General features: G+C 64.9%; 22 protein-coding genes. 14 read left to right on the top strand and 8 right to left on the bottom strand.

The window, feature by feature from the left end; translation table 11 throughout:
• Nucleotides 1-186: 186 nt before the first annotated feature.
• Together FJ956_RS07150 and FJ956_RS07145 are read left to right on the top strand one after the other, a co-directional pair.
• Nucleotides 187-1,680: a PLP-dependent aminotransferase family protein gene (locus tag FJ956_RS07150; protein ID WP_140629206.1), complete on the top strand. Its 1,494-nt coding sequence runs from the start codon at nt 187-189 to the stop codon at nt 1,678-1,680.
• A 222-nt stretch (nt 1,681-1,902) separates the two neighbouring features.
• Nucleotides 1,903-3,492: a trimethylamine methyltransferase family protein gene (locus FJ956_RS07145; protein WP_140673042.1), complete on the top strand. Its 1,590-nt coding sequence runs from the start codon at nt 1,903-1,905 to the stop codon at nt 3,490-3,492.
• A gap of 142 nt (nt 3,493-3,634) precedes the next feature.
• On the opposite strand, the gene FJ956_RS07140 is transcribed toward FJ956_RS07145, so the two are convergent.
• Both FJ956_RS07140 and FJ956_RS07135 read right to left on the bottom strand, forming a co-directional pair.
• Nucleotides 3,635-4,033 carry a hypothetical protein gene (locus tag FJ956_RS07140; RefSeq protein ID WP_140673041.1) on the bottom strand — a complete coding sequence of 133 codons (399 nt, stop codon included), beginning with the start codon at nt 4,031-4,033 and terminating at the stop codon, nt 3,635-3,637.
• A gap of 127 nt (nt 4,034-4,160) precedes the next feature.
• A complete protein-coding gene (locus tag FJ956_RS07135) occupies nt 4,161-5,966 on the bottom strand; it encodes an IlvD/Edd family dehydratase (RefSeq protein WP_140673040.1) in 1,806 nt (601 codons plus the stop codon).
• A gap of 150 nt (nt 5,967-6,116) precedes the next feature.
• Here FJ956_RS07135 and FJ956_RS07130 point away from each other — a divergent pair, with 150 nt between their 5' ends.
• The gene (locus tag FJ956_RS07130) at nt 6,117-6,566 is read left to right on the top strand and encodes a carbon monoxide dehydrogenase subunit G (RefSeq protein WP_140673039.1); all 450 of its coding nucleotides are present in this window, start codon (nt 6,117-6,119) and stop codon (nt 6,564-6,566) included.
• A gap of 23 nt (nt 6,567-6,589) precedes the next feature.
• Here FJ956_RS07130 and FJ956_RS07125 read toward each other — a convergent pair whose 3' ends face one another.
• Nucleotides 6,590-7,765 (bottom strand): Mrp/NBP35 family ATP-binding protein, encoded by a 1,176-nt coding sequence (locus tag FJ956_RS07125; protein ID WP_140673038.1) that lies wholly within the window; start codon nt 7,763-7,765, stop codon nt 6,590-6,592.
• Nucleotides 7,766-7,976: 211 nt separating this feature from the next.
• Between FJ956_RS07125 and FJ956_RS07120 the strand changes: the two genes are divergently transcribed.
• Nucleotides 7,977-8,354, top strand: a complete 378-nt coding sequence (locus tag FJ956_RS07120) for a VOC family protein (RefSeq protein WP_140673037.1) — start codon at nt 7,977-7,979, stop codon at nt 8,352-8,354.
• A gap of 29 nt (nt 8,355-8,383) precedes the next feature.
• Here FJ956_RS07120 and FJ956_RS07115 read toward each other — a convergent pair whose 3' ends face one another.
• Together FJ956_RS07115 and FJ956_RS07110 are read right to left on the bottom strand one after the other, a co-directional pair.
• Nucleotides 8,384-9,388, bottom strand: a complete 1,005-nt coding sequence (locus FJ956_RS07115; protein ID WP_140673036.1) for an inorganic phosphate transporter — start codon at nt 9,386-9,388, stop codon at nt 8,384-8,386.
• A 3-nt stretch (nt 9,389-9,391) separates the two neighbouring features.
• A complete protein-coding gene (locus tag FJ956_RS07110) occupies nt 9,392-10,033 on the bottom strand; it encodes a DUF47 domain-containing protein (RefSeq protein WP_140673035.1) in 642 nt (213 codons plus the stop codon).
• Nucleotides 10,034-10,191: 158 nt separating this feature from the next.
• Between FJ956_RS07110 and FJ956_RS07105 the strand changes: the two genes are divergently transcribed.
• The 10 genes from FJ956_RS07105 (at nt 10,192) to FJ956_RS07060 (ending at nt 20,446) form a co-directional block, all read left to right on the top strand.
• On the top strand, nt 10,192-11,091 hold the full coding sequence (locus FJ956_RS07105) for a LysR family transcriptional regulator (protein WP_140673034.1): 900 nt from the start codon (nt 10,192-10,194) through the stop codon (nt 11,089-11,091).
• Between the two features lie 193 nt (nt 11,092-11,284).
• Entirely contained in the window at nt 11,285-11,764 is a 480-nt protein-coding gene (locus FJ956_RS07100; RefSeq protein WP_140658339.1) for a formate dehydrogenase subunit gamma, read from the top strand.
• Nucleotides 11,761-13,317 carry an NADH-quinone oxidoreductase subunit NuoF gene (locus FJ956_RS07095; protein WP_140673033.1) on the top strand — a complete coding sequence of 519 codons (1,557 nt, stop codon included), beginning with the start codon at nt 11,761-11,763 and terminating at the stop codon, nt 13,315-13,317. The genes FJ956_RS07100 and FJ956_RS07095 overlap by 4 nt, the downstream gene beginning before the upstream one ends.
• 13 nt (nt 13,318-13,330) lie before the next feature.
• Entirely contained in the window at nt 13,331-16,243 is a 2,913-nt protein-coding gene (gene fdhF, locus FJ956_RS07090) for a formate dehydrogenase subunit alpha (RefSeq protein ID WP_140673032.1), read from the top strand.
• Nucleotides 16,244-16,245: 2 nt separating this feature from the next.
• On the top strand, nt 16,246-17,076 hold the full coding sequence (gene fdhD / locus FJ956_RS07085) for a formate dehydrogenase accessory sulfurtransferase FdhD (protein WP_140673031.1): 831 nt from the start codon (nt 16,246-16,248) through the stop codon (nt 17,074-17,076).
• Nucleotides 17,066-17,353, top strand: a complete 288-nt coding sequence (locus FJ956_RS07080) for a formate dehydrogenase subunit delta (RefSeq protein ID WP_140673030.1) — start codon at nt 17,066-17,068, stop codon at nt 17,351-17,353. Before fdhD ends, FJ956_RS07080 begins: the two co-directional genes overlap by 11 nt.
• 152 nt (nt 17,354-17,505) lie before the next feature.
• Nucleotides 17,506-19,059, top strand: a complete 1,554-nt coding sequence (locus FJ956_RS07075; RefSeq protein ID WP_140673029.1) for an alpha/beta fold hydrolase — start codon at nt 17,506-17,508, stop codon at nt 19,057-19,059.
• Nucleotides 19,060-19,168: 109 nt separating this feature from the next.
• Nucleotides 19,169-19,642 (top strand): carboxymuconolactone decarboxylase family protein, encoded by a 474-nt coding sequence (locus FJ956_RS07070; RefSeq protein WP_140673028.1) that lies wholly within the window; start codon nt 19,169-19,171, stop codon nt 19,640-19,642.
• A gap of 84 nt (nt 19,643-19,726) precedes the next feature.
• Nucleotides 19,727-20,089 carry a nuclear transport factor 2 family protein gene (locus tag FJ956_RS07065; protein ID WP_027166011.1) on the top strand — a complete coding sequence of 121 codons (363 nt, stop codon included), beginning with the start codon at nt 19,727-19,729 and terminating at the stop codon, nt 20,087-20,089.
• A gap of 42 nt (nt 20,090-20,131) precedes the next feature.
• Complete coding sequence (locus FJ956_RS07060; RefSeq protein ID WP_095766062.1) at nt 20,132-20,446, top strand: hypothetical protein; 315 nt, start codon at nt 20,132-20,134, stop codon at nt 20,444-20,446.
• A gap of 171 nt (nt 20,447-20,617) precedes the next feature.
• Here FJ956_RS07060 and FJ956_RS07055 read toward each other — a convergent pair whose 3' ends face one another.
• From FJ956_RS07055 to FJ956_RS07045, 3 genes are all read right to left on the bottom strand, one after another.
• Nucleotides 20,618-22,045 carry a gamma-aminobutyraldehyde dehydrogenase gene (locus FJ956_RS07055; protein WP_140673027.1) on the bottom strand — a complete coding sequence of 476 codons (1,428 nt, stop codon included), beginning with the start codon at nt 22,043-22,045 and terminating at the stop codon, nt 20,618-20,620.
• A 137-nt stretch (nt 22,046-22,182) separates the two neighbouring features.
• A complete protein-coding gene (locus FJ956_RS07050) occupies nt 22,183-22,998 on the bottom strand; it encodes an ABC transporter permease (RefSeq protein WP_140673026.1) in 816 nt (271 codons plus the stop codon).
• A complete protein-coding gene (locus tag FJ956_RS07045; RefSeq protein WP_140673025.1) occupies nt 22,988-23,953 on the bottom strand; it encodes an ABC transporter permease in 966 nt (321 codons plus the stop codon). Before FJ956_RS07045 ends, FJ956_RS07050 begins: the two co-directional genes overlap by 11 nt.
• Between the last annotated feature and the right edge of the window lie 155 nt (nt 23,954-24,108).

The following is a 24,108-nucleotide window of genomic DNA, read 5'->3' as shown; positions in this document are numbered from 1 at the left end:
GCGCGCGGCGACGATGCTGCGCATCGCGCCTAAACGCGTGGCGACGATGCTTCGCATCGCGCTTGATAGATCACTGGCATAAATCCCAGCGATCAGAAAAATTGATTGGCGCAACCCCTTATGCCACCCATACACTCCACTGGTCCAGCCAAGTGAAAACAGCTGGCCATCCGAGGAAGATTTCCCATGCCACAGCGCAATGACACGGCCATATGGTCCGGCCTGTTCCGGATTTCGGCTGAATCCGGCCAAACCCTCCAGGCGCAGATCCGCCAGGCGATCGTCGCGGCCATTCTCGACCGACAGATCGCCGCCTCGATGCCGCTGCCGTCCTGCCGAATTCTCGCGGAAAAACTTGGGGTTGCCCGCGGCACGGTGGTGCTCGCCTTCCAGCAGCTGGTCGACCAGGGCTTCCTGGTGGCGCGCGAGCGGCGCGGCCATTTCGTCAATCCGGACGTGCTGGCCACTCCCGCCAAGCCGCACCAGAAGGCGCCCGACCAGCAGAACGAGATCGACTGGAAGGCGCGCCGGCAGATCGCCGCAAGCGACATGCCGCCGCCGGCCAAGCACGACAACTGGATCAAGTCCTCCTATCCGTTCGTCTATGGCCAATTCGATCCGGCGCTGTTCCCGACCGCCGAATGGCGCGAGTGCAACCGGATGGCATTGGCGGTGCTCGAGATCCGCAACTGGGCATCCGACATGGTGGACCGTGACGATCCGCTGCTGATCGAGCAGGTCCAGGCGCGGCTCCTGCCGCGCCGCGGCATCTTCGCCAATCCGGACGAGATCATCGTGACGCTGGGCGCGCAGAACGCACTCTACATGCTTGCCACGCTCTTGATGACCAAGGGCTCGAAGGTGGCCATGGAAGACCCCGGCTATCCCGATGCCCGCTCGATCTTCCGGCTGGCCGGTGCCGATATCCAGCCGGTTCCGGTCGACCAGTCGGGCATCGTGACCTCGTCGATCCCCAGCGATTCCGGCTTCGTCTTCGTCACGCCCAGCCACCACTGCCCGACCATGGTGCCGTTGTCGGCAGAGCGGCGGCAGGATCTCCTGGCGCGCGCCAACCGCAACAACCAGATCATCATCGAGGACGGCTATGACAGCCAGTTGCTCGACGAGGCGCCGCAGCAGGCGCTGAAGAGCCTCGATCGTTCCGGCCGCGTCATCTATGTCGGCTCGATGTCGAAGACGCTGGCTCCGGGTCTCAGGCTTGGCTACATCGTGGCCTCGGCCGGGCTGATCGCCGAGCTTCGCGCGCTGCGCCGCTTCATGCTCAGGCACCCGCCGGCGAACAACCAGCGTGCCGTTGCGCTGTTCCTGTCGCTCGGCCATCACGAGGCGCTGGTGCGCAGACTTTCCACCGCCTTCGACGAACGGCGCAAGCGTCTGGTCCATGCGATTTCCGCTTTCCTGCCAGAATGGCGCTCGACCGACTCGGCGGGCGGCACATCGCTCTGGCTGGAGGGGCCGCGCGGCACCGATTCACGCGGCCTGGCCGAAGCCGCCGCTTCGCGCAGCGTCATCATCGAACCCGGCGACCGGTTCTTCGACCGCAGCGAAAAGCCCTCTCGTTTCATGCGCTTGGGTATCTCCTCGATCTCGCTGCAGCATATCGAGCCGGGCATTCGCGAACTCGCCACCGCCGCCGGGCGCAGGCCCGCGGCCGCCTGACCGCCACAGACGTCCTGAAAAAGAGCCGGCGCTGCGCCGGCTCTTTTTGTTTGGGCGCATGTTTGCCGCTTTAGCATTCTGGCATATTCGACTGGATTGCTTGGCCCATAGGCTGTGCCAATGCCGGCGGCATAGTCGGAGCCAGAAGGGGACGAGGCAGGCCGATGGTGGACCAACCGCCGCGCCCGCCTCGCAGATAAAGACAAAAGGTGGAGTGCTTCCATGTCAGTGGCTCTCGAGAAGCAGGAAGCGTCGTCGGACCAGCGTTCGCGGCGTTCCGGCGGGCGCGAAGCGCGCCGCGCGATGCGGGCGGCGCCCTTGGCCGACGACATCCGTCCAGTGCGGGCGGGGCTTGAAGGCGGCAGCTATGGGCCATTGAGCCAGAACGACCAGGAACGCATCCACGAAGCGGTGCTGACGCTCCTGGAGACGGTCGGCTTCGCCAACGCCATCCCGTCCTGCATCGAAGCGCTGACCCGGGCCGGCGGCACCCATGGCGACGACGGCCGCATCCGGCTGCCACGCGCGCTGGTGCTGGACACGATCAAGAACGCTGCGCGCAACTTCACACTCTACGGCCAGGATCCGAAGCACGACATGCTGATCCAGGGCAAACGCGTGCACTACGGCACGGCGGGCGCGGCGGTGCATCTGGTCGATGTCGAGAAGCGCGAATACCGCGAATCGCTGCTGCAGGATCTCTACGACGCCGCCCGTCTCGTCGATGGGCTGGACAACATCCATTTCTTCCAGCGCACCATGGTGCCGCGCGACATTCCCGACCCGCTCGATATGGATTTCAACACGCTCTATGCCTGCGTGATGGGGACATCCAAGCATGTCGGCACCTCGTTCACCGTGCGCGAGAACGTCAAGCCGGCGCTGGAAATGCTCTATGCAATCGCCGGCGGCGAGGAGAATTTCCGGGCGCGGCCGTTCGTGTCGAACTCGAACTGCTTCGTCGTACCGCCGATGAAATTCGCCGAAGACGCCTGCGGCGTGCTGGAGGCCTGCGTCGAAGGCGGCATTCCGATCCTGCTCCTGTCGGCAGGCCAGGCCGGCGCGACTGCTCCGGCCGCGATTGCCGGCGCGGTGGTGCAGGCGGTGGCCGAAGTGCTGATGGGCCTGGTCTATGTCAACGCAATAAAACCCGGACATCCGGCGATCTTCGGCACCTGGCCGTTCGTCTCCGACCTTAGGACCGGTGCCATGTCCGGCGGATCGGCCGAACAGGCGGTGCTGACCGCGGCCTGCGCGCAGATGGCGCAATATTACGACCTGCCGGGTGGTTCGGCTGCCGGCATGACGGATTCGAAACTGCCCGACATCCAGTCTGGCTATGAAAAGGGCATCACCGACGTGATGGCCGGTCTTGCCGGCCTCAATCTCGTCTATGAGTCAGCCGGCATGCATGCCTCGCTGCTTGGCTTCTGCCTGGAAAGCCTGATCATCGACAACGACATGCTCGGCCACTGCCTGCGCTGCGTGCGCGGCATCGAGGTGACCGACGAGGCGCTGTCGATCGACACCATCGCCGATGTCTGCATGAAGGGTCCCGGACACTATCTCGGCAACGATCAGACGCTGAAGCTGATGCAGACCGAGTATTTCTATCCCGCCGTCGGCGATCGTTTCTCGCCCAAGGAATGGAACGAGAAGGGCCGGCCCGACATCCTGTCGCGGGCGATCGCGGAGAAGAAGCGCGTGCTTGCCGAGCGTTTCCCGCGCCACGTCTCGCGCCTGCTCGACGACAAATTGCGCGCCCGCTTCGGCGAGATGATCAAGTTGCCGCGCAACAAGATGGGCGGCTAATATTCAGGTGAGGCCGGCCTGCAAACAATGCCTTCCTGCGCTTCCGGTGCTCACGTACTTTAAGTACGCTCCGCTCCGGTTCTCGGAAGACATCGTTTTCGACTCGGCCTGACCTGAATATCAACGCATACTATCCAGCGGTTCACTCCACACTGAGCCCATAGCGCTCGACGACTTCGGCGTTGATCAGCTTGGCGTGCAGCGTCATCAGCACGAGCTGCGCGTCGAAGCTGTCGCCGGCCTCCAGCGCCGCCTCGATGCGGCGCTCGACCGCCAATGTCGGCTCGCGGCCGTTGACCTGCACGAACACTTCCGGCCCGGCGACGCAATAGCCGCAGAGCTGGGCCACGGATTGATAGGCGCCCGCCGGCGGCTCATCGGGCCAGCGGTCGTTCATCAGATTGACGATGGTAAGCTTTACCCCTTCCGGCACCAGCGCCGGATGCAGATCGGCCGCACGCAACGCGTCGTCGAGCTGGCGCAAGTCGCCGGAGCGGCCGAACATGCCGAGAAAGCCGAGGGAAGAGCGCCGCTTGGCCATGATGATCCTTATGTCCTTAACCAGCTGGTATGACGCTATCTGGATGCGCCATGCGGCTGAAACAAGGGCACAAGAAAGGGGCGGCTGCGCTTCGCAAGCCGCCCCTTGATTTCACCAAGCCGGGAATTCAGTGATTGTCGCGCGGCACGCCGCTGGTATGGGCGACGTCCTGGTACTTCACCGCCGGCTTCAGCACCATGCCGGCCGAGAACTGGTCGACCATGCCGCGCTGGATCTCCTGCCACGGCGTCTGGTGCTGGGGATAGTGGTAGCCGCCATTGGCCTGCAGCGCGGCGCGCCGCTTGACGATCTCCTCGTCGCTGACGAGGATATTGGCCGTGCCCTTCTTCAGGTCGATGCGGACGCGGTCGCCGCTCTTGAGCAGCGCCAGGCCGCCGCCGATCGCGGCTTCCGGCGAGGCGTTGAGGATGGACGGCGAGCCCGACGTGCCGGACTGCCGGCCGTCACCGATGCAGGCAAGGGCGTGGATGCCCTTCTTGATGAGGTAGGCCGGCGGCTGCATGTTGACCACCTCGGCGCCGCCCGGATAGCCGACCGGACCGGCGCCGCGCATGAACAGGATCGTGTGCTCGTCGATACCCTGCGCCGGATCGTCGATGCGGGCGTGGTAATCCTCCGGCCCGTCGAAGACCATGGCGTTGCCCTCGAAGGCCTCCGGGTCGTTCGGGTTGGAGAGGTAGCGCTCACGGAATTCGGGCGAGATGCCGCTGGTCTTCATGATGGCGGAATCGAACAGATTACCCTTGAGGTTGATGAAACCTGCATTGGCCTTGAGCGGCTTGTCGGCGCCGCGGATAACGTCGTGATTCTCGTTGACGGCATCCCTGCAATTGTCGCCCATCGACCTGCCGTTGGCCGTGATGGCACCGGGATGCGGCAGCAGCCCGCCCTTCATCAGTTCGGCGACGACCGCCGGCACGCCGCCGGCATGGTGGTAATCCTCGCCGAGATACTCGCCCGTCGGCTGCAGGTTGACCAGCAGCGGGATGTCGAGGCCGATCTTCTGCCAGTCGTCATTGTCGAGCGGCACGCCGAGATGGCGGGCGATGGCGTTGAGGTGGATCGGCGCGTTGGTCGAGCCGCCAATGGCAGAGTTGACGACGATGGCGTTCTCGAACGCCTTGCGGGTCATGATGTCGGACGGCTTCAGATCCTCATGCACCATCTCGACGATGCGCTTGCCCGTCTCGTAGGAAATCTGGCCTCGCTCGCGGTACGGCGCCGGGATAGCGGCCGAGCCCGGCAATTGCATGCCGAGCGCCTCGGCCAGCGAATTCATGGTGGTCGCCGTGCCCATGGTGTTGCAATAGCCGGTCGACGGCGCCGAGGAGGCGACGATGTCCATGAACTCGTCATAGCCGATCTCGCCGGCCGACAGCCGTTGCCGGGATTCCCAGACGATGGTGCCCGAACCGGTGCGCTTGCCCTTGTGCCAGCCGTTGAGCATCGGGCCGACCGAAAGCGCGATGGCCGGGATGTTGACGGTGGCCGCCGCCATCAGCAGCGCAGGCGTGGTCTTGTCGCAGCCGATGGTCAGCACGACGCCGTCGAGCGGATAGCCGTAGAGCACCTCGACGAGGCTGAGATAGGCGAGGTTGCGGTCGAGCGCGGCGGTGGGGCGCTTGCCGGTCTCCTGGATCGGATGGCACGGGAATTCGAACGGGATGCCGCCCATCGAGACGATGCCTTCGCGCACGCGCTTGGCGAGCTCGAGGTGATGCCGGTTGCAGGGCGAAAGATCGGAACCGGTCTGCGCGATGCCGATCAGCGGCTTGCCCGACATCAGCTCGGCGCGCGTCAGGCCGTAATTAAGGTAGCGCTCGAGATAGAGCGCCGTCATGCCCGGATTGTCGGGATTGTCGAACCACTCCTGCGAGCGAAATTTCTTCTTCTTGGTGGGGGCGCCTGCCATGGTGGTCTCCGTATTTGTATGACAAATCGATAGGACAATGCGTCCATGCAGGCAAGAGGCAGGCGCAGCCGGAACCCGGACTTTGGTGCGATAGACTTGTTTCGGGCCGCGCGCTACGACCAACCGGCATCAGCAATCCGGGAGGTCTTGATGGCTTTGGTGATCGAAGGCGAGGAGCGGATCGCCGCACCCATCGGGAAAGTGTGGGAGGCCCTCAACGACCCGGAAATCCTGAAAGAGGCGATTCCCGGCTGCCAGAGCCTGGAAAAAACCTCGAACACCGGGATGGCGGCGACCGTGGTGCTGAAGATCGGGCCGATCAAGGCGACCTTCAACGGCGAAGTCACGCTGAAGAACCTCAAGCCGCCGCATTCCTATACCATCCAGGGCGAAGGCAAGGGCGGCATTGCCGGCTTCGCCAAGGGCGGCGCCGACGTCACGTTGACCGCCGACGGGGCGGACTCGACAGTGCTCAAATACGCAGCCAAGGCCGAAGTCGGGGGCAAGATCGCGCAGCTCGGCAGCCGGCTGATCGAGTCGACATCGAAGAAATTGGCAGGGCAGTTCTTCTCGACGTTCGGCGAGAAGGTCGGCGCCTGACCCTCCCCTCAAGGGAAAGGGGGTTATTCGAACACGATGCTCGGCACGGCGGCTTCGGCGGCCCCGCGCTCCTCCTGGACCCTTTCCCAGACCTTGCTCGCGATGTCGCGATAGATCTTTGCCTCCGCACCCTCCGGCTTGGAGGCGACGACCGGGGTGCCGGCGTCCGAGCTTTCGCGGATGCCCATTTCTAGCGGCACCTCGCCGAGGAAGGTGACGCCGAGGCGCTCGGCTTCTCGGCGCGCGCCGCCATGGCCGAAAATGTCGTAGCGCTTGCCGGTGTCGGGGGCGAGGAAGTAGCTCATGTTCTCGACGATGCCGAGCAACGGCACATCGACCTTCTTGAACATGTTGAGGCCCTTGCGGGCGTCGATCAGCGCCAGATCCTGCGGCGTCGAGACGATGACGGCGCCGGCGAGCGGCACCTGCTGAGCCATGGTGAGCTGGGCATCGCCGGTGCCGGGCGGCATGTCGACCACCAGCACGTCGAGCGGGCCCCACTCGACCTCGCGCAGCATTTGCGTCAACGCCGACATCACCATCGGGCCGCGCCAGATCATCGGCGTCTCCTCATCGACGAGGAAGCCCATCGACATCACCTTGAGGCCGTAATTCTGCATCGGCTTCAGCACCTTGCCGTCGACGGTCTGCGGCCGGCCGTGGATGTTGAGCAGCCTGGGCATCGACGGGCCGTAAATGTCGGCATCGAGCACGCCGACCTTCAGCCCGTTGGCGGCAAGACCGAGCGCCAGATTGACCGCGGTGGTCGACTTGCCGACGCCGCCCTTGCCGGAGGCGACCGCGATGATGGCGTCGATGCCGGGCACGCCGCGCCTGCCGTGGCTTTGTGATGCGGGCGCGTGCGGCGCGGGTCGCTGCGGCGCCGGCGGCGGGGCGGCTGGCCGAGGGGCGGCCGGGCGCGCCGGAACCGGCGCTTCCATGCCGCCACCCTTCTTCTCCGCCGTCAGCGCGACGACGGCGCTGGCGACGCCGGGGATGGCCTTCACCGCGCGCTCGGCCGCGGCGCGCAACGGCTCCAGCTCCTGGGCGCGGGCGGCGGGAACGGTAATCGAGAAGAAGACCTTGGAATCGGCGATGAAGATCTCCGAGACCATGCCGAGGTCGACGATGTTGCCGGTGAAGTCCGGCCCGTTCACCGTCTTCAGGCGCTCGACGACGGATTCCTTGGTAACGGTCATGATCTTTCCTCGGGGCTTTGGCGTTCCAGATAGTGCAGTTTCCCGCCAGAACCAAGCCGTGGCGCAATGGCTCGCCCGGCGTGCCCCGGAAAGCGACGGATGGTGTCGGGTTTGGCCAGGGCCGTGGCGCAGATTCGGGCCAGGTCATAGCCGAACGGCGCGCCCGCGCTATCTCCATCGCCATCACGACAACCGGAGAAGGAAGACGGTCATGCTTGAAAACAGCAATGTGACAGCCAGTCTCGCGGTGAAGGATATCGCCAAGGCACGGGCGTTCTACGAGGGCACGCTGGGCCTCAGCCAAGTGGACGACATGGACGGCGAACTGATCGTCTACAAAAGCGGCGACACCCTCATCAATGTCTATCATTCGCAATTCGCCGGCACCAACAAGGCGACGGCCGCAACCTGGGCGGTCGGCGACCGGATCGAGCCGATCGTCAAATCGCTACGGTCGAAGGGCATCACCTTCGAGCACTACGATATGCCTGGACTGTCGCTCGAAGGCGACATCCACGTCGGCTCCGGCATGAAGGTGGCCTGGTTCAAGGACCCCGACGGCAACATCCTGAACCTGGTCGGCAAATAGCGCCCGTTCTCAGGCGGAGCCGGGACCCGTCATCCGGCCAGCCTCGTGGCGAGATAAGTCAGCGCCGAAATCGCAGCCGTCGCCGGCAAGGTGATCACCCAGGCGACGACGATGTTGCCGGCGATGCCCCAGCGCACGGCGGAGACGCGGCGGGCGGCGCCCACGCCGATGATGGCGCCGGTGATGGTATGCGTCGTCGAGACCGGGACGCCGAGCCAGGTGGCGGCGAAAAGCGTGATCGCCCCGCCGGTCTCGGCGCAAAAACCCTGCATGGGGTTGAGCCGGGTGATCTTCGATCCCATCGTGTGCACGATGCGCCAGCCGCCGAACAGCGTGCCCAGCGCCAGCGCCGACTGGCAGGTCAGCACCACCCAAAGCGGCACATAGAAAGTCGGGCCGAGCGCGCCTTGCGAATAGAGCAGCACGGCGATGATGCCCATGGTCTTCTGCGCGTCGTTGCCGCCATGTCCCAGCGAATAGAGCGAGGCGGAAAAGAACTGCAGCACGCGAAAAGTGCTGTCGACCGCGAACGGCGTCTGGCGCACGAACAGCCAGGAGACGATGAGAACGAGGACGAGGGCCAGCACGAATCCCGTCGCCGGCGAGAGCACGATGGCGGCGACCGTCTTGCCGAGCCCCGACCAGACGATGGCGCCGGTTCCGGCCTTGGCGACGCCGGCGCCGACCAGCCCGCCGATCAGCGCATGCGAGCTGCTGGACGGAATGCCGGCGATCCAGGTGACGATGTTCCAGACGATGGCGCCCACGAGCGCGGCGAAGATAACCGCCGGCGTGACGATGCTGGCGTCGACGATCCCTTTCCCCACCGTTTCCGCGACATGCAGGCCGAAGAACAGGAAAGCGATGAAATTGAAGAAAGCCGCCCAGAGCACCGCGTAATGCGGCCTGAGCACCCGGGTGGAGACGATGGTCGCGATCGAGTTGGCGGCATCGTGCAGGCCGTTGAGGAAATCGAAGAACAGCGCCACGGCAACGAGGCCGACCAGCAGGGGAAAGGCGATCGTAGCGTCCATCGCCTAAACGTTCTCGATGACGATGCCGCTGATCTCGTTGGCGACGTCCTCGAAACGGTCGACCACTTTCTCCAGCTGGCCATAAATCTCCGAGCCGATCATGTAGGCCATGGCGTCGCCGCGGCCGTGGCGCTTGAACAGATCCTTCAGGCCATGCTCATGCAGATCGTCGGCGCGGCCCTCGACGCGCATCACCTCCTCGGCGATGGCGTTGAGGCGCGCTGCGTTGGCGCCAACCTTGCCGAGCAGCGGAATCGCCTCCGCGACCAATCGGGCAGCCTGGACGATGACGCCGCCCATTTCCCGCATCAGCGGGTCGAACTCCTTCACCTCGAACAATTTCACCGTCTTGACGGTCTTGTGCATCATGTCGATGGCGTCATCCATCGACTGGATCAGATCCTTGATATCGCCGCGGTCGAAGGGCGTGATGAAGGAGCGCCGAACGGCAAGCAGCACCTCGGCGGTGATGCCGTCAGCCTCGTTTTCGAGATCGATGATCTTTTGGCACCAGCGGTCGATATCCTTGCCCTGGAGAAGCTGCTCAAGGGCTTCGGCGCCGCCGACCACGGTGCGCGAATGCCGCTCGAACAGGTCGAAGAAGCGATCCTCGCGCGGCAACAGCTTGCGAAACCAACCCAGCATGTCGTCCCTCCCTGCTTCCACCTATCCCACATAACGCCATGCGCGGTGCGGGAAAACAGATAGCCGGCTCAAAAATGTGGACGAGGCCGATTGCGCATGCGTCTTGCGAAGCAAGGCGATTTCCCCGACCTTGGGCAAACCGCGGCGGATCGGATGGCATGATCGACAAACTGGAATTCTTCATCGCTTTGGCCAAGGAGGAGCATTTCGGCCGGGCCGCGGAGGTGTGCGGCGTCACGCAGCCGACGCTGTCGGCCGGCATCAAGCAGCTCGAAGGGCAGCTCGGCGTCATGCTGGTGCTGCGCGGCTCCCGCTTCCAAGGCCTGACGCCGGAGGGCAAGCAGGTGCTGGGCTGGGCGCGCCGCATCGTCGGCGACACAAGGACGATGCGCGAGGAGATGCGGGCGGCGCGCCACGGCCTTGCCGGCCGCATCCGCATCGCCGCCGTCCCGACCGCGCTGGCCATGGTGGCGCGGCTGACGACGCCGTTCCGCGAGAAGCATCCCGGCGTCACCTTCTCGGTGCTGTCGCGGACATCGATCGAAGTGCTATCGCTGCTCGGCAATTTCGACGTCGATGCCGGCATCACCTATCTCGACAACGAGCCGCTCGGGCGCGTCACCAGCGTGCCGCTCTATGACGAGCGCTACCAGTTGATCACGGCGGTCGGGAACCCCTATTCGGACCGCGACAAAGTGTCGTGGGCCGAGATCAGCCAGCTGCCGCTCTGCCTGCTGACGCCCGACATGCAGAACCGGCGCATCATCGACCAGCATCTGGCGGAAGCCGGCGTGCAGGTGCGGCCGACGCTGGAATCGAATTCGATGATCGTGCTCTTCTCGCATATCCGTACAGGCAAATGGTCATCGATCATGCCGCTCAACCTTGCGGAAACGTTCGGCTTTTCCGAGCCCATCCGAGCCATCCCCATCGTCGAGCCGGATGCCAGCCACACGGTCGGGCTGGTGGCGGCGCCGCGCGAGCCGCACACGCCGCTGGTGCAGGCGCTGCTGGACGAGGCGATGGCGCTGGCGGACGATTTCCGTCGCCACCGCTAGGCTAGACAATGCGAGCTGCCCGATTTTGATAGAAAATTTCTATCAAGCGACGGGAGCGCTTTATTGATTTCGGAGGTTTCCTCTGATTTCGTAAGGACTTAGCGATAATGCGCCCCATGCATGTCGTTACCCCGAAATCGCTCTATATCCTGGGGTGACATACATTGGCCGCCACGACCAGGGAGGGCGCTGCGTGACCATGCAGGCCGCAAGTACCGAGATCGCGTCGCGCACAGCGGCGATCATTGACGAGATGAAGGGCCTCGAAGGCCCGCTGCTGCCGATCCTGCACAGCATACAGGAAGAGTTCGGGCACGTTCCGAAGGACGCGCTGCCGGTGATCGCCGACGGGCTGAACCTCTCCCGGGCCGAGGTGCACGGCGTGGTCAGCTTCTATCACGATTTCCGCGCCAAGCCGGCCGGGCGGCATGTGCTGAAGCTCTGCCAGGCGGAAGCCTGCCAGTCGATGGGCTCGGACGCCGTCGCGGCCAAGGTCAAGCAGTTGCTCGGCATCGATTTCCACGAGACCACGCGCGACGGATCGGTTACACTGGAGCCGGTCTACTGCCTCGGGCTTTGCGCCTGCTCGCCGTCGGCGATGCTCGACGGCGAAGTCATCGGCCGGCTCGATGACGAGAAGATCGAAGAGATCGTCGCGGAGGTACGTTCATGATCCCGCGCATCTATGTCCCGGCAGATTCGGGCGCGCTGGCGCTCGGCGCCGAAAAGGTCGCCAAAGCGATCGAGAAGGAACTCAAGGAGCGCGGCGTCGAGGCAAAGATCGTGCGCAACGGCTCGCGCGGCGCCTATTTCCTTGAGCCGATGGTCGAGGTCGCCACGGCCGGGGGCCGCGTCGCCTACGGGCCGGTCAAGCCGTCCGACGTCAAGAGCCTGTTCGACAGCGGCTTCCTCAAGGGCGGCCACCACAAGCGCTGGCTGGGCTCGCCCGACAAGATCCCCTTCTTCGCCAAGCAGACGCGGCTGACCTTCGCGCGCTGTGGCATCATCGATCCGCTGTCACTCGACAGCTACAAATCGCATGGCGGCCTGAACGGCCTGCAGAATGCAGTAGCGATGGCGCCCGCGGATATCGTGAAACAGGTGACCGAATCCGGCCTGCGCGGCCGCGGCGGCGCCGGCTTCCCGACCGGCATCAAGTGGAAGACGGTGCTGGATACGGCGGGCGAGCAGAAATACATCGTCTGCAACGCCGACGAAGGCGACAGCGCCACTTTCGCCGACCGCATGATCATGGAAGGCGATCCGTTCGTGCTGATCGAAGGCATGGCAATCGCCGGCATCGCCACCGGCGCGACCAAGGGCTTCGTCTATATCCGTTCGGAATATCCGCATGCGGTGGCGACGATGAACAAGGCGGTCGCTATCGCCCGCAAGGCGGGCGTGCTGGGCGTCAACGTGCTGGGCTCGCCCAACGCCTTCGACATGGAAATCCGCGTCGGCGCCGGCGCCTATGTCTGCGGCGAGGAAACCTCGCTCTTGAACAGCCTCGAGGGCAAGCGCGGCGTGGTGCGCGCCAAGCCGCCGCTGCCGGCCATCCAGGGCTTGTTCGGCAAGCCGACGGTGATCAACAACGTCATCTCGCTGGCTTCCGTGCCGATCATCATGGACAGGGGCGCCGCCTACTACAAGGATTTCGGCATGGGCCGCTCGCGCGGCACGATCCCGATCCAGATCGCCGGCAACGTCAAGCATGGCGGCCTGTTCGAGACGGCCTTCGGCCTGACGCTGGGCGAGATCGTCGACGACATCGGCGGCGGCACGTCCACTGGACGTCCGGTGAAGGCGGTGCAGGTCGGCGGGCCGCTCGGCGCCTATTTCCCGCGCGCTTTGTTCGACACGCCCTTCGACTACGAGGAATTCGCCAAGCGCGACGGGCTGATCGGCCATGCCGGCATCACCGTGTTCGACGACACGGCCGACATGCTGAAGCAGGCGCGCTTCGCCATGGAATTCTGCGCCATCGAAAGCTGCGGCAAGTGCACGCCCTGCCGCATCGGCTCGACGCGCGGCGTCGAGGTTCTCGACAAGGTCGCCGCGGGCATCGAGGCGGAGAAGAACCTCGCTCTGGTCACCGACCTCTGCAACACGATGAAGTTCGGATCGCTCTGCGCGCTGGGCGGCTTCACGCCCTACCCGGTGATGAGTTCGATCACGCATTTCCCCGAGGATTTCAAGCCCGCGCCGGCGCGCGTGGCGGCTGAATAGGAGCTGGCAGAAGATGAACATCAAGGCCGACTTCCCGACACTCATCGAAGAGATCGACTACGGAACGCCGGAGTCGAAAGCGACGAAGCAGATCACGCTGACCGTGGATGGGCAAAGCATCACCGTGCCGGAAGGCACCTCGATCATGCGCGCGGCGATGGAGGGCGGGGTCGAGATCCCGAAACTCTGCGCCACCGACATGCTGGACTCCTTTGGTTCCTGCCGCGTCTGCCTGGTCGAGATCGAAGGACGTGGCGGCACGCCGGCGTCCTGCACGACGCCCGTCGGCGAAGGCATGGTCGTGCGCACGCAGTCGGACCGGCTCGACGCCATCCGTCGCGGCGTCATGGAGCTCTATGTCTCCGACCATCCGACCGGCTGGAACGAGAAGGCCGGAACCGGCGCCAGCGAGTTCGACGCGGTGGCGAAGTCGGTCGGCCTGGCCGAGAACCGCTATGGTGTCGAGGGCCGCAACCACGTCAAGGAAGAAGGCGGCGTCGCGCCGGGCCATGGCTCGCTGGCGGTCGACTACATCGCCCGCGACGAATCCAATCCCTATTTCACCTATGATCCGGCACAATGCATCGTCTGCTCGCGCTGCGTGCGCGCCTGCGAGGAGGTGCAGGGCACCTTCGCGCTGACCATCGAGGGCCGCGGCTTCGAATCGCGCATGGTCGCCGGCATGCATGAGGACTTCATCGCGTCGGAATGCGTCTCCTGCGGCGCCTGCGTGCAGGCCTGCCCGACGGACGCGCTGCGCGAGAAGACCGTGCTCGAAAAGGGCCTGCCGGAGCGCTCGGCCGTCACCACCTGCGCCTATTGCGGCGTCGGCTGCTCGTTCAAGGCCGAGGTGAAGGATGACGAGGTCATCCGCATGATGCCCTACAAGGACGGCAAGGCCAACCACGGCCATTCCTGCGTCAAGGGCCGTTTCGCCTATGGCTACGCCACGCACAAGGACCGCATCCTCTCGCCGATGGTCCGCGAGAAGATCACCGATCCGTGGCGCGAAGTGAGCTGGGAAGAGGCGATCGCCCACACGGCGAAGGAATTCCGCCGCATCCAGTATCAGTATGGACGCACGGCGATCGGCGGCATCACGTCCTCGCGCTGCACGAATGAGGAGACCTACCTCGTCCAGAAGCTGGTTCGCCAAGGCTTCCGCAACAACAATGTCGACACCTGCGCCCGCGTCTGCCACTCGCCGACCGGCTATGGGCTGGGCCAGACCTACGGCACCTCGGCCGGCACGCAGGATTTCGATTCGGTCGATTTCACCGATGTCGCCGTCATCATCGGCGCCAATCCGGCTTCCGCCCATCCCGTCTTCGCCTCGCGGTTGAAGAAGCGGCTGCGCCAGGGCGCCAAGCTGATCGTGCTCGATCCGCGCCGCACCGAGATGGTCAAGTCGGCGCATATCGAAGCCGACTACCACCTGCCCTTGAAGCCCGGCACCAACGTGGCGGTGCTGACGGCGCTGGCGCATGTCGTCGTCACCGAAGGCCTGTTCGACGAGGCCTTCATCCGCGAACGCTGCGACTGGGCCGAGTTCCAGGACTGGGCGTCCTTCGTCGCCCTGCCGGAAAACAGCCCCGAAACCGTCGGCAAGCTCTCGGGCGTCGATCCGGAACTGATCCGGGGTGCCGCGCGCATGTATGCCAAGGGCGGCAATGGCGCGATCTACTACGGCCTCGGCGTGACGGAGCATAGCCAGGGCTCCACCACGGTGATCGCCATCGCCAACCTCGCCATGGCCACGGGCAATATCGGCCGTCCGGGCGTCGGCGTGAACCCGCTGCGCGGCCAGAACAACGTGCAGGGCTCCTGCGACATGGGCTCGTTCCCGCATGAATTGCCGGGCTACCGGCACATCTCGGGCGAAGCGGTGCGCGACATCTATGAAAGCCTGTGGGGCGTGAAGCTGGACGATGAGCCGGGCCTGCGCATCCCCAACATGCTGGACGCCGCCGTCGACGGCTCGTTCAAGGGCATCTACATCCAGGGCGAGGACATCCTGCAGTCCGATCCCGACACCAAGCATGTCGCCGGCGGTCTCGCCGCGATGGAATGCGTGGTCGTGCACGACCTCTTCCTCAACGAGACGGCGAACTACGCGCATGTCTTCCTGCCGGGCTCGACCTTCCTCGAGAAGGACGGCACCTTCACCAATGCCGAGCGCCGCATCAACATGGTGCGCAAGGTCATTGAGCCGAAGGCGCGCTATGCCGACTGGGAGGCGACGCAGGAGCTTGCCCGCGCCATCGGGCTCGACTGGAACTACACGCATCCGTCTGAGATCATGGACGAGATCGCCAAGACGACGCCGAGCTTTGCAGGCGTCTCCTTCGAGCTGCTCGACCGCGTCGGCTCGGTGCAGTGGCCCTGCAACGAGAAGGCGCCGCTCGGCACACCGATCATGCATGTCGACGGCTTCGTGCGCGGCAAGGGCAAGTTCATCCGCACCGAATATGTGGCGACGGACGAGCGGACCGGTCCGCGCTATCCGCTGCTGCTGACCACCGGCCGTATCCTGTCGCAGTACAATGTCGGTGCGCAGACAAGGCGCACCGAGAATTCGATGTGGCACGCTGAGGACCGGCTGGAGATCCATCCGCACGACGCCGAAGTCCGCGGCGTGCACGAAGGCAACTGGGTGCGGCTGGCGAGCCGTTCGGGCGAAACCACGCTGCGCGCGCTGATCACCGACCGCGTCTCGCCCGGTGTCGTCTACACCACCTTCCACCACCCGGACACGCAGGCCAACGTGATCACCACCGACTTCTCCGACTGGGCGACCAATTGTCCGGAATACAAGGTCACAGCCGTGCAGGTGGCCCCGTCTAACGGCCCGACCGACTGGCAGAAGGACTATAACGAGCAGGCCAAGCAGAGCCGGCGCATCGCCCCGCTGCAGGCGGCGGAGTAGTCTTGGCCGCGCGCCGCAAAGCGACGACGCAAATCTCCCGGCTGGCGCATCGCGTCGGCGGCACCTCGGCCGCGAACCGCATGGTGCCGGAGGAGACGCCGGTGGCGTTCTCCTTTGCCGGCACCACGCATGCGGTGATGATGGCAAGCCCGGCCGATTTCGAGGATTTCGCCCTCGGCTTCTCGCTGACCGAAGGCATCATAGCCGGTCCGGCTGAGATCGAGGCGATCGAGGTCGAGGATCTCGGCGCTGGCATCGACATCCAAATAAGGCTCAAGGATAAGGCCAATACGCGCTTCCAGGCGCGGCGGCGCCGGCTGGCCGGGCCGGTCGGCTGCGGTTTGTGCGGCATCGAATCCATCGAGGAGGCGATGCGCTCGGTCGACGCGGTCGGTGCGTCGAAGCTTACGCTCGACGCCAAAGATATCACCAGCGCCGTCCGGCTGCTCTCGAAGGTCCAACCGCTGCACACTGAAACCGGCGCGGTGCATGCCGCCGGCTTCTATGTTCCCGGCAAGGGCATCGTGATGGCGCGCGAGGATGTCGGCCGTCACAACGCGCTGGACAAGCTCGCCGGTGCGCTGGCCAAGGCGCGCATCGACGGCGAGAGCGGTGCCGTTGTCGTGACCTCGCGCGTGTCGGTGGAGATGGTGCAGAAGACGGCGGCCATCGGCGCTTCGATCATCATGGCGGTTTCGGCGCCGACCGCCCTTGCCATCCGCACGGCCGAGGCCGCCGGCATGACGCTGGTGGCGCTGGTTCGCGGCGACGATTTCGATATTTTCACCCACCCCGAACGGGTGGCTTCCGGAGTTGCCAAGCATGTCGCATGACGAAGACCACATCGCCAACACCAAGGAAAAGCTGGTGCGCATGGCCAACCAGATCGCCACCTTCTTCCATTCGAAGCCGCGCGAGGAAGGCATTGCCGGCGTCGCCGAGCACATCAACAAGTTCTGGGAGCCTCGGATGCGGCGCCAATTCTTCGAGATGCTGGACGCCGGCACGGAGAATTTCGACGACCTTGTGATCGCCGCCTCGGCCAAGATCAAGCGGCCACCGACGCCGGAACAGGCAGACAAGAGCCTCGGCTACGCCAGGCAAGCATAGGCGACTACGCCGTTTTGCGCATGGCAGCGCGGCTCCGCTCTTCCGGCGACAAAGGTCTTATATTTCATCTCTCTAAAGTTAGGCTGCCTTAGACGGCCCGCTTCTGCTATGGTCGGCGACAGGAAATCGTCTGGCCGGGCGGGGTAGTTTGCGTGAGGCCGATCGAGACCAGATACGCGCGCAGCGGAGAGGTGCGGATCGCCTATCAGGTGGTCGGCCAGGGCGCGTTCGATCTGGTCTTCGTGCCAGGCTTCATCTCCAATCTCGACCTGCATTGGGAAGACGAAGGCTACAGCCGCCTGTTGAAACGGCTCTCCGCCTTCTCGCGGCTGATCCTGTTCGACAAGCGCGGCACCGGGCTTTCCGACCGTGTCGACAACCACAATCTGCCCAGCCTTGAAACGCGCATGGACGATGTGCGCGCGGTGATGGATGCCGCCGGCAGCGGCCGGGCGGCGATCCTCGGCGCTTCGGAGGGCGCGCCGATGGCGATGCTGTTCGCCGCCACCTATCCGGAGCGGACGCGCGCGCTCGTGCTTTATGGCGCCTATGCGCATTTCCACAAATGGGTGATGTCGCCGGAACGGCTGGAAGCTTTCATCGAGACGGCGGAGACATCGTGGGGCACCGGCGCCACCTTGCCCAATTTCGCGCCTGGCCGCGTGGACGACGCGCATTTCGCCCAGTGGTGGGCCCGGTTCGAGCGGCTGTCGGCCAGTCCGACGGCCGCGGCAGCGCTTGCCCGCATGAACGCCGGCATCGACGTGCGCGGCATCCTGGCGATGATCAGCGCGCCGACGCTGCTCATCCATCGCCGCAACGACGTCCGTGTCGACCCCGACGCCAGCCGCTTCCTCGCGAAGAAAATCCCGCATGCCCGGCTGGTCGAGATAGCCGGGCGCGATCATCCGATCTGGACCGGCGATGTCGATCGCGTCGCCGACCTGATCGAGGAATGCCTCACCGGCGAGCCCGCGGTGGCCGACACCGAGCGCGTGCTGGCGGCGCTGCTGGTGACGCGCATCTACGACACGGCCAGGCTCGGCGATCGCATGTGGAGCGAGCGCAGCCAGCGCTTCCAGGAAACCTGGCGGCTTCTGGTCGGCCGCCATGGCGGCCGCACGGCCGGCACGCATGGCGAATTGATGATGTCGCGCTTCGATGGGCCGGCGCGCGCCGTACGCTGCGCCGCGGCGCTGCGCGAGGCGGCACAGCAGATCGGCGTGGCCAGCGCGCAAGGCGTGCATGTCGGCGAGATCGAAATGCGCGGCCAGCCGGTCGGGCTGACGGCGCGGGTGACGATGCAGCTCGCGGCGCATGCCGGGCGCGGCGACATCCTCGCCTCGCGGCTGGTCGCCGATCTCGCAATAGGTTCCGGCCTGCATTTCGTCGATGCCGGCCGCGTCAGCCTCGATGAGGTGGACGAGCCCATGCCGGCAGTTCTGGCGACGTCGGAGCAGCATCTGGAGCCGGCCTGCCGGCCCAAGGCAAGGTCCGCCGAGCCGGCCGCGCTGACGGCGCGCGAGAGCGAGGTGGTGAACCTGATCGCCGACGGCAAGAGCAACGCGGCGATCGCCGCCGCGCTCAGCCTCAGCGAGCACACGGTCAAGCGGCACGTCGCCAATATACTGCTCAAGCTCGACCTGCCGTCGCGGGCGGCGGCGGCGGCATTTTCGGCGAGGCATGCTGGCCCGGACGGGCCATGAGAGCCATGGCGCTTTCGGGGGAAGCGCGGGGGGTGCTGTAAGCGATATCAATTCTCCCCATGCAGGCCGGGCGATGTCGCCGAAAGGGCGCTGCGAAATGGAGGATGAAATGCTGAAACTCAATCGCAAGATCGGATTGCTGGCATTTGCCGCGGGCGCATTGCTGGCCATCACTCCGGCGCATGCCGAAGACGCTTCGGCCGCCGCCGCCTACAAGGACATCCAGGCCACGCTCGGCTCGGTGCCCGACATGTTCAAGACCTTGCCGGACGTCGCGGTCGCCGGCGCCTGGGCCGAGATCAAGGGTGTGCAGCTCAACCCCAACACCGCGCTCGACGGCAAGACCAAGGAGCTGATGGGGCTTGCGGTCGCCGCGCAGATTCCCTGCCAGTACTGCATCTATTTCCACACCGAGGCCGCCAAGCTCAACGGCGCGAGCGACGAGGAGATCAAGGAGGCGGTGGCCATGGCGGCGATCGTGCGGCACTGGTCGACGATGCTCAACGGCAGCCAGGTCGACCTGGCGACCTTCAAGAAACAGACGGACGACGTGTTCGCGGCCGTCAAGGCCAAGTCGCAGTGAACGAAATCCCTGCCCGGCGATAAACGCCGGGCGGCGCTTCCCTCGTCAACAGCCCGATCGAGAGACGGGCACATGGAGGATGACATGCTGACCAAGACACAGACAGTGGACGGCGCGGCGATCAAGAAGGCGATCGAAGGCCGCGACGGCAAGCTCTTGTCGAGCTTCTACAATGACGACGCGCTGGTGCGGGTGATCGACCGCAACAATCCGCCGAGCAAGCCGCGCGAGATCCGCGGCCGGGCGGCGATCAGCACCTTCTGGGACGACATCTGCAGCCGGGCGATGACCCACAAGGTCGACACCACGATCGCCGAGGGCGACAGCCTCGCCTTCACCCAGGCCTGCGCCTATCCGGACGGCACGAAGGTGTTCTGCGCGGCGATGCTGGAATTGAAGAACGGCCGCATCGCAAGGCAGACCGTCGTGCAGGCCTGGGACGAGTAGATCAACCGCGGGCTCAACCGCAAGTCAGGGAGGAGAAAGAACATGTTCAGCGCCAGATGGCAGATCGACGCCAAGTTCGGTCACAAGCAGACCGCGCTCGAGCTGATGCGCAAATGGGAGCGCGAGATCGGCTCGCAGGTCGGGCTCGCCGACATGAAGTTCCAGCTCATGACCGGTTCCGTGGGCGCGCGCGAAGCGACGATCGAGGCGCACCACCAGGTCGAAAGCCTGGCCCAGTTGGAGGAATTCTTCGCCAAGATCGCCAAGATCGACGCGCACGCCAAATGGGGCAAGGAGCTCGAGCCCTATGTGGTGTCGGGCACCAGCAAATGGACGATCTTCCGGATCGTCGAGTAGCACCGCTACCTCTCCCCTTGTGGGAGAGGTCGGATTGCCCCGAATTGCCTTCGCAATTCGGCTGGCAATCCGGGTGAGGGGTAGCTTGGCGCCAAGCTGGAACACCCCTCATCCGTCTCGGCGCTGCGCGCCGATCCACCTTCTCCCACAGGGGGAGAAGGGAAAACTGCACTACCCGTGCGCCACCATGACGTGGCGGACGGCGGTGTAGTCCTCCAGCGCGTAGAGCGACATGTCCTTGCCGTAGCCGGACTGCTTCAGGCCGCCATGCGGCATCTCGTTGGTCAGCATGAAGTGGGTGTTGATCCAGGTGCAGCCATATTGCAGACGGGCGGCCGTCGCCATGGCGCGCGAGACGTCCTTGGTCCACACCGACGAGGCGAGGCCGTAGTCGCTGTCGTTCGCCCAGCTCACCGCCTCGTCGACGTCGGAGAAGCGGGTGACCGAGACGACCGGGCCGAACACTTCGCGGCGCACGATCTCGTCCTCCTGCAGCGCGCCGGCGACGACCGTCGGCTGGTAGTAGAAACCAGAGCCCTCGCCCGGCTTGCCGCCGGTGGTGATCTCGATGTGCTTCAGTTCGGAAGCGCGCTCGACGAAGCTCGACACGCGGTCGCGCTGGCGGCGTGAGATCAGCGGCCCGATCTCGTTCTCGGTGTCGTCCGGCTGGTTGTACTTGATGGTCGAGACGGCGGAGGAGAGGTCGGCGACGAGCTTGTCGTAGATCTTCTTGCCGGCATAGATGCGGCAGGCGGCGGTGCAGTCCTGACCGGCATTGTAATAGCCGAAGGCGCGCAGGCCGTTGACCACGGCGCCGAGGTCGGCATCGTCGAAGACGATGACCGGCGCCTTGCCGCCGAGCTCCAGATGCGTGCGCTTGACCGACTTGGCGGCCGCCTGCAGCACCTTCTTGCCGGTGGCGACGTCACCGGTGATCGAGATCATGTTCACCTTGGTGTGGTTGATCAGCGTGTTGCCGACGCTGTCGCCGCGGCCGAGCACGACATTGACGACGCCCTGGGGCAGCACCTCGGCGAGGATCCTAGCCAGCTTCAGCGCGGTCAGCGGCGTCTGCTCCGACGGCTTGAAGACGACCGTGTTGCCACCGCCGACCGCGGGCGCCAGCTTCCAGGCCATCATCATCAGCGGATAGTTCCAGGGCGCGATGGAAGCGACAATGCCGATCGGGTCGCGCCGCACCATCGAGGTGTGGCCCGGAATATATTCGCCGGCAACCTGGCCGGGCATCGAACGCACCGCGCCGGCAAAGAAGCGGTAGCAGTCGACGATCGCCGGAATCTCGTCATTGAGCACGGCGTTGATCGGCTTGCCGCAATTCAGCGCCTCGAGCGCGGCGAACTCCTTCGCCTCTGCCTCGATGCGGTCGGCGATCTTGAGCAGATAGCTCGAGCGCTGCGCCGGCGTCGTGCGCGACCACCTGACGAACGCTCGTTCGGCGGCACTGACAGCAGCCTCGATCTGCGCCGGGCTCGCCTCCGGCAAGTTGAGGATCGTCGCCCCGGTCTTCGGATTGAGGATCGACTCCTCGGCCTCGGTGCCCTTCTCGAATTTCGAGCCGATCAGCATCTGGGTGTCCATGTTGGCTCTCCTTGAAAGGAAGTTAATGGTGAATGGTCAGTAGTAAGTAGTGAGTAGTTATCAGAACCAATCCGCTGTACTTCCATTCACCATTCACTACTTACTATTCGCCAATAACTACTCACTGCTGACCCGTTTCATTTTCCACTCCCCGCAATCTGATCGCCGTCGCGGGTCAGGTAATAGGCAAACAGGATCGGCAGCAGCGTCACCAGCACGACGACCATGGCCACGACATTGGTGACCGGGCGCTGGCGCGGGCGGATCAGTTCCTCCAACATCCAGATCGGCACTGTCTGCTGCTGGCCGGCGGTGAAGGTGGTGACGATGACCTCGTCGAAGGAGAGCGCGAAAGCGAGCATGCCGCCGGCAAGGAGCGCGGTCGCGATGTTGGGCAGCACGACATGCCGGAACGTCTGGAAACCGTCGGCGCCGAGGTCCATCGAGGCCTCGATCATCGAGCCCGAGGTGCGGCGGAAGCGGGCGACGGCATTGTTGTAGACGACGACCACGCAGAAGGTGGCGTGGCCGAGCACGATCGTCCAGAACGAGAACGGGATGTCGGCGAGCGCGAAAGCGGAGCGCAGCGCGATGCCGGTGATGATGCCGGGCAGCGCGATGGGCAGGATGACCAGCAGCGAGATGGCCTCGCGGCCGAAGAAGCGCGTTTGCGAGACGGCGGCGGCGCATAGCGTGCCGAGCACCAGCGCAATCGCCGTCGAGATGGCGGCGACGCGCACCGACAGCGACAGCGCATCCCATACGTCCGGCCGGCTCCAGGTGACGGCGAACCATTGCGTGGTCAGCCCCGGCGGCGGCCAGACGAAACTCTTCTCTTCCGTCGTGAAGGCATAGACGAAGATCAGGAGGATCGGCAGGTGCAGGAAGAGCAGGCCGCAGGCAGCGGCGATCTTCAGGCCGAGCGGAGCATTTTGACCACGGTCAGAGCGCATCGAAAGCCCCCATGCGCTTGGCGCCCCAGAGATAGAAGCCCATGATGACGATGGGCACCACGGTGAAGGCGGCGGCCAAAGGAATGTTGCCGGCGGTGCCCTGCTGCGAATAGACGGCCTGGCCAATGAACAGGCGCGAGGTGCCGATGATCTGCGGGATGATGTAATCGCCCAATGTCAGCGAGAAGGTGAAGATCGAGCCGGCGACGATGCCGGGCAGCGCCAGCGGGAACAGCACGTTGCGGAAGGTCTGTCCCGGCGAGGCACCGAGGTCGGACGAGGCCTCGACGAGGTTGCCGGGCACGCGTTCGAGCGCGGCCTGCACCGGCAGGATCATGAAGGGCAGCCAGACATAGACGAAGACGATGAAGGTGCCGGTGAAGGAGACCGACAGCGAGTTGCCGCCGACGATCGGCAGCGACAGCCAGGCGTCGAGCAGCCAGAGCAGGTTCAGCTTGGCGAGCAGCCAGGTGAGGATGCCCTCCTTGGCGAGGATCAGCTTCCAGGCATAGATCTTGACCAGGTAGCTCGACCACAGCGGCAGCATGACGCCGAGATAGAACAGCGCCTTCCAGCGGCCGCGCGCATAGCGCGCCGCGTAATAGGCGATGGGGAAAGCGACGATTGCGGAGGCCAGCGTGACCAAAGCGGCCATCGTCACCGTGCGCAGGATGATGTCGAGATTGGCGGCCTGGAACAGGTCGCCATAGGTCTTCAGCGTGAACTCGCGGTTGATGAGACCGGAAAACTCGTCGATCGAGAAGAAGCTCTGCGCCAGCAGCGCGAACAGCGAGCCGATATAGACGATGCCTAGCCACAGCACCGGCGGCAGGAGCATCAGGAAGAGCAGGAATTTCGGCCGCCGCCAGAAAAGATCGGAGAGGCCGCCGCGCAGGCCGCCGCTGCCGGGCAGTATGGCGGGGGTGGGGTTGGGTTGAACAGCGGCGATGGTCATGGCGCCGCCCTGTACGGACCGAGGTCGCGATCCTTCGCCCCCCTCTCTGTCCTGCCGGACATCTCCCCCTCAAGGGGGTGTATGGACTGGGGACATCGCGAACAGGTGTGCGAAGACATCGCGAACAGTTTCCCATGCTAGCGCTGGAACTGGTT

The organism is Mesorhizobium sp. B2-4-3 (assembly GCF_006442815.1).
Classification (GTDB): domain Bacteria; phylum Pseudomonadota; class Alphaproteobacteria; order Rhizobiales; family Rhizobiaceae; genus Mesorhizobium.
This window is presented reverse-complemented; position numbering and strand designations above follow the sequence as displayed.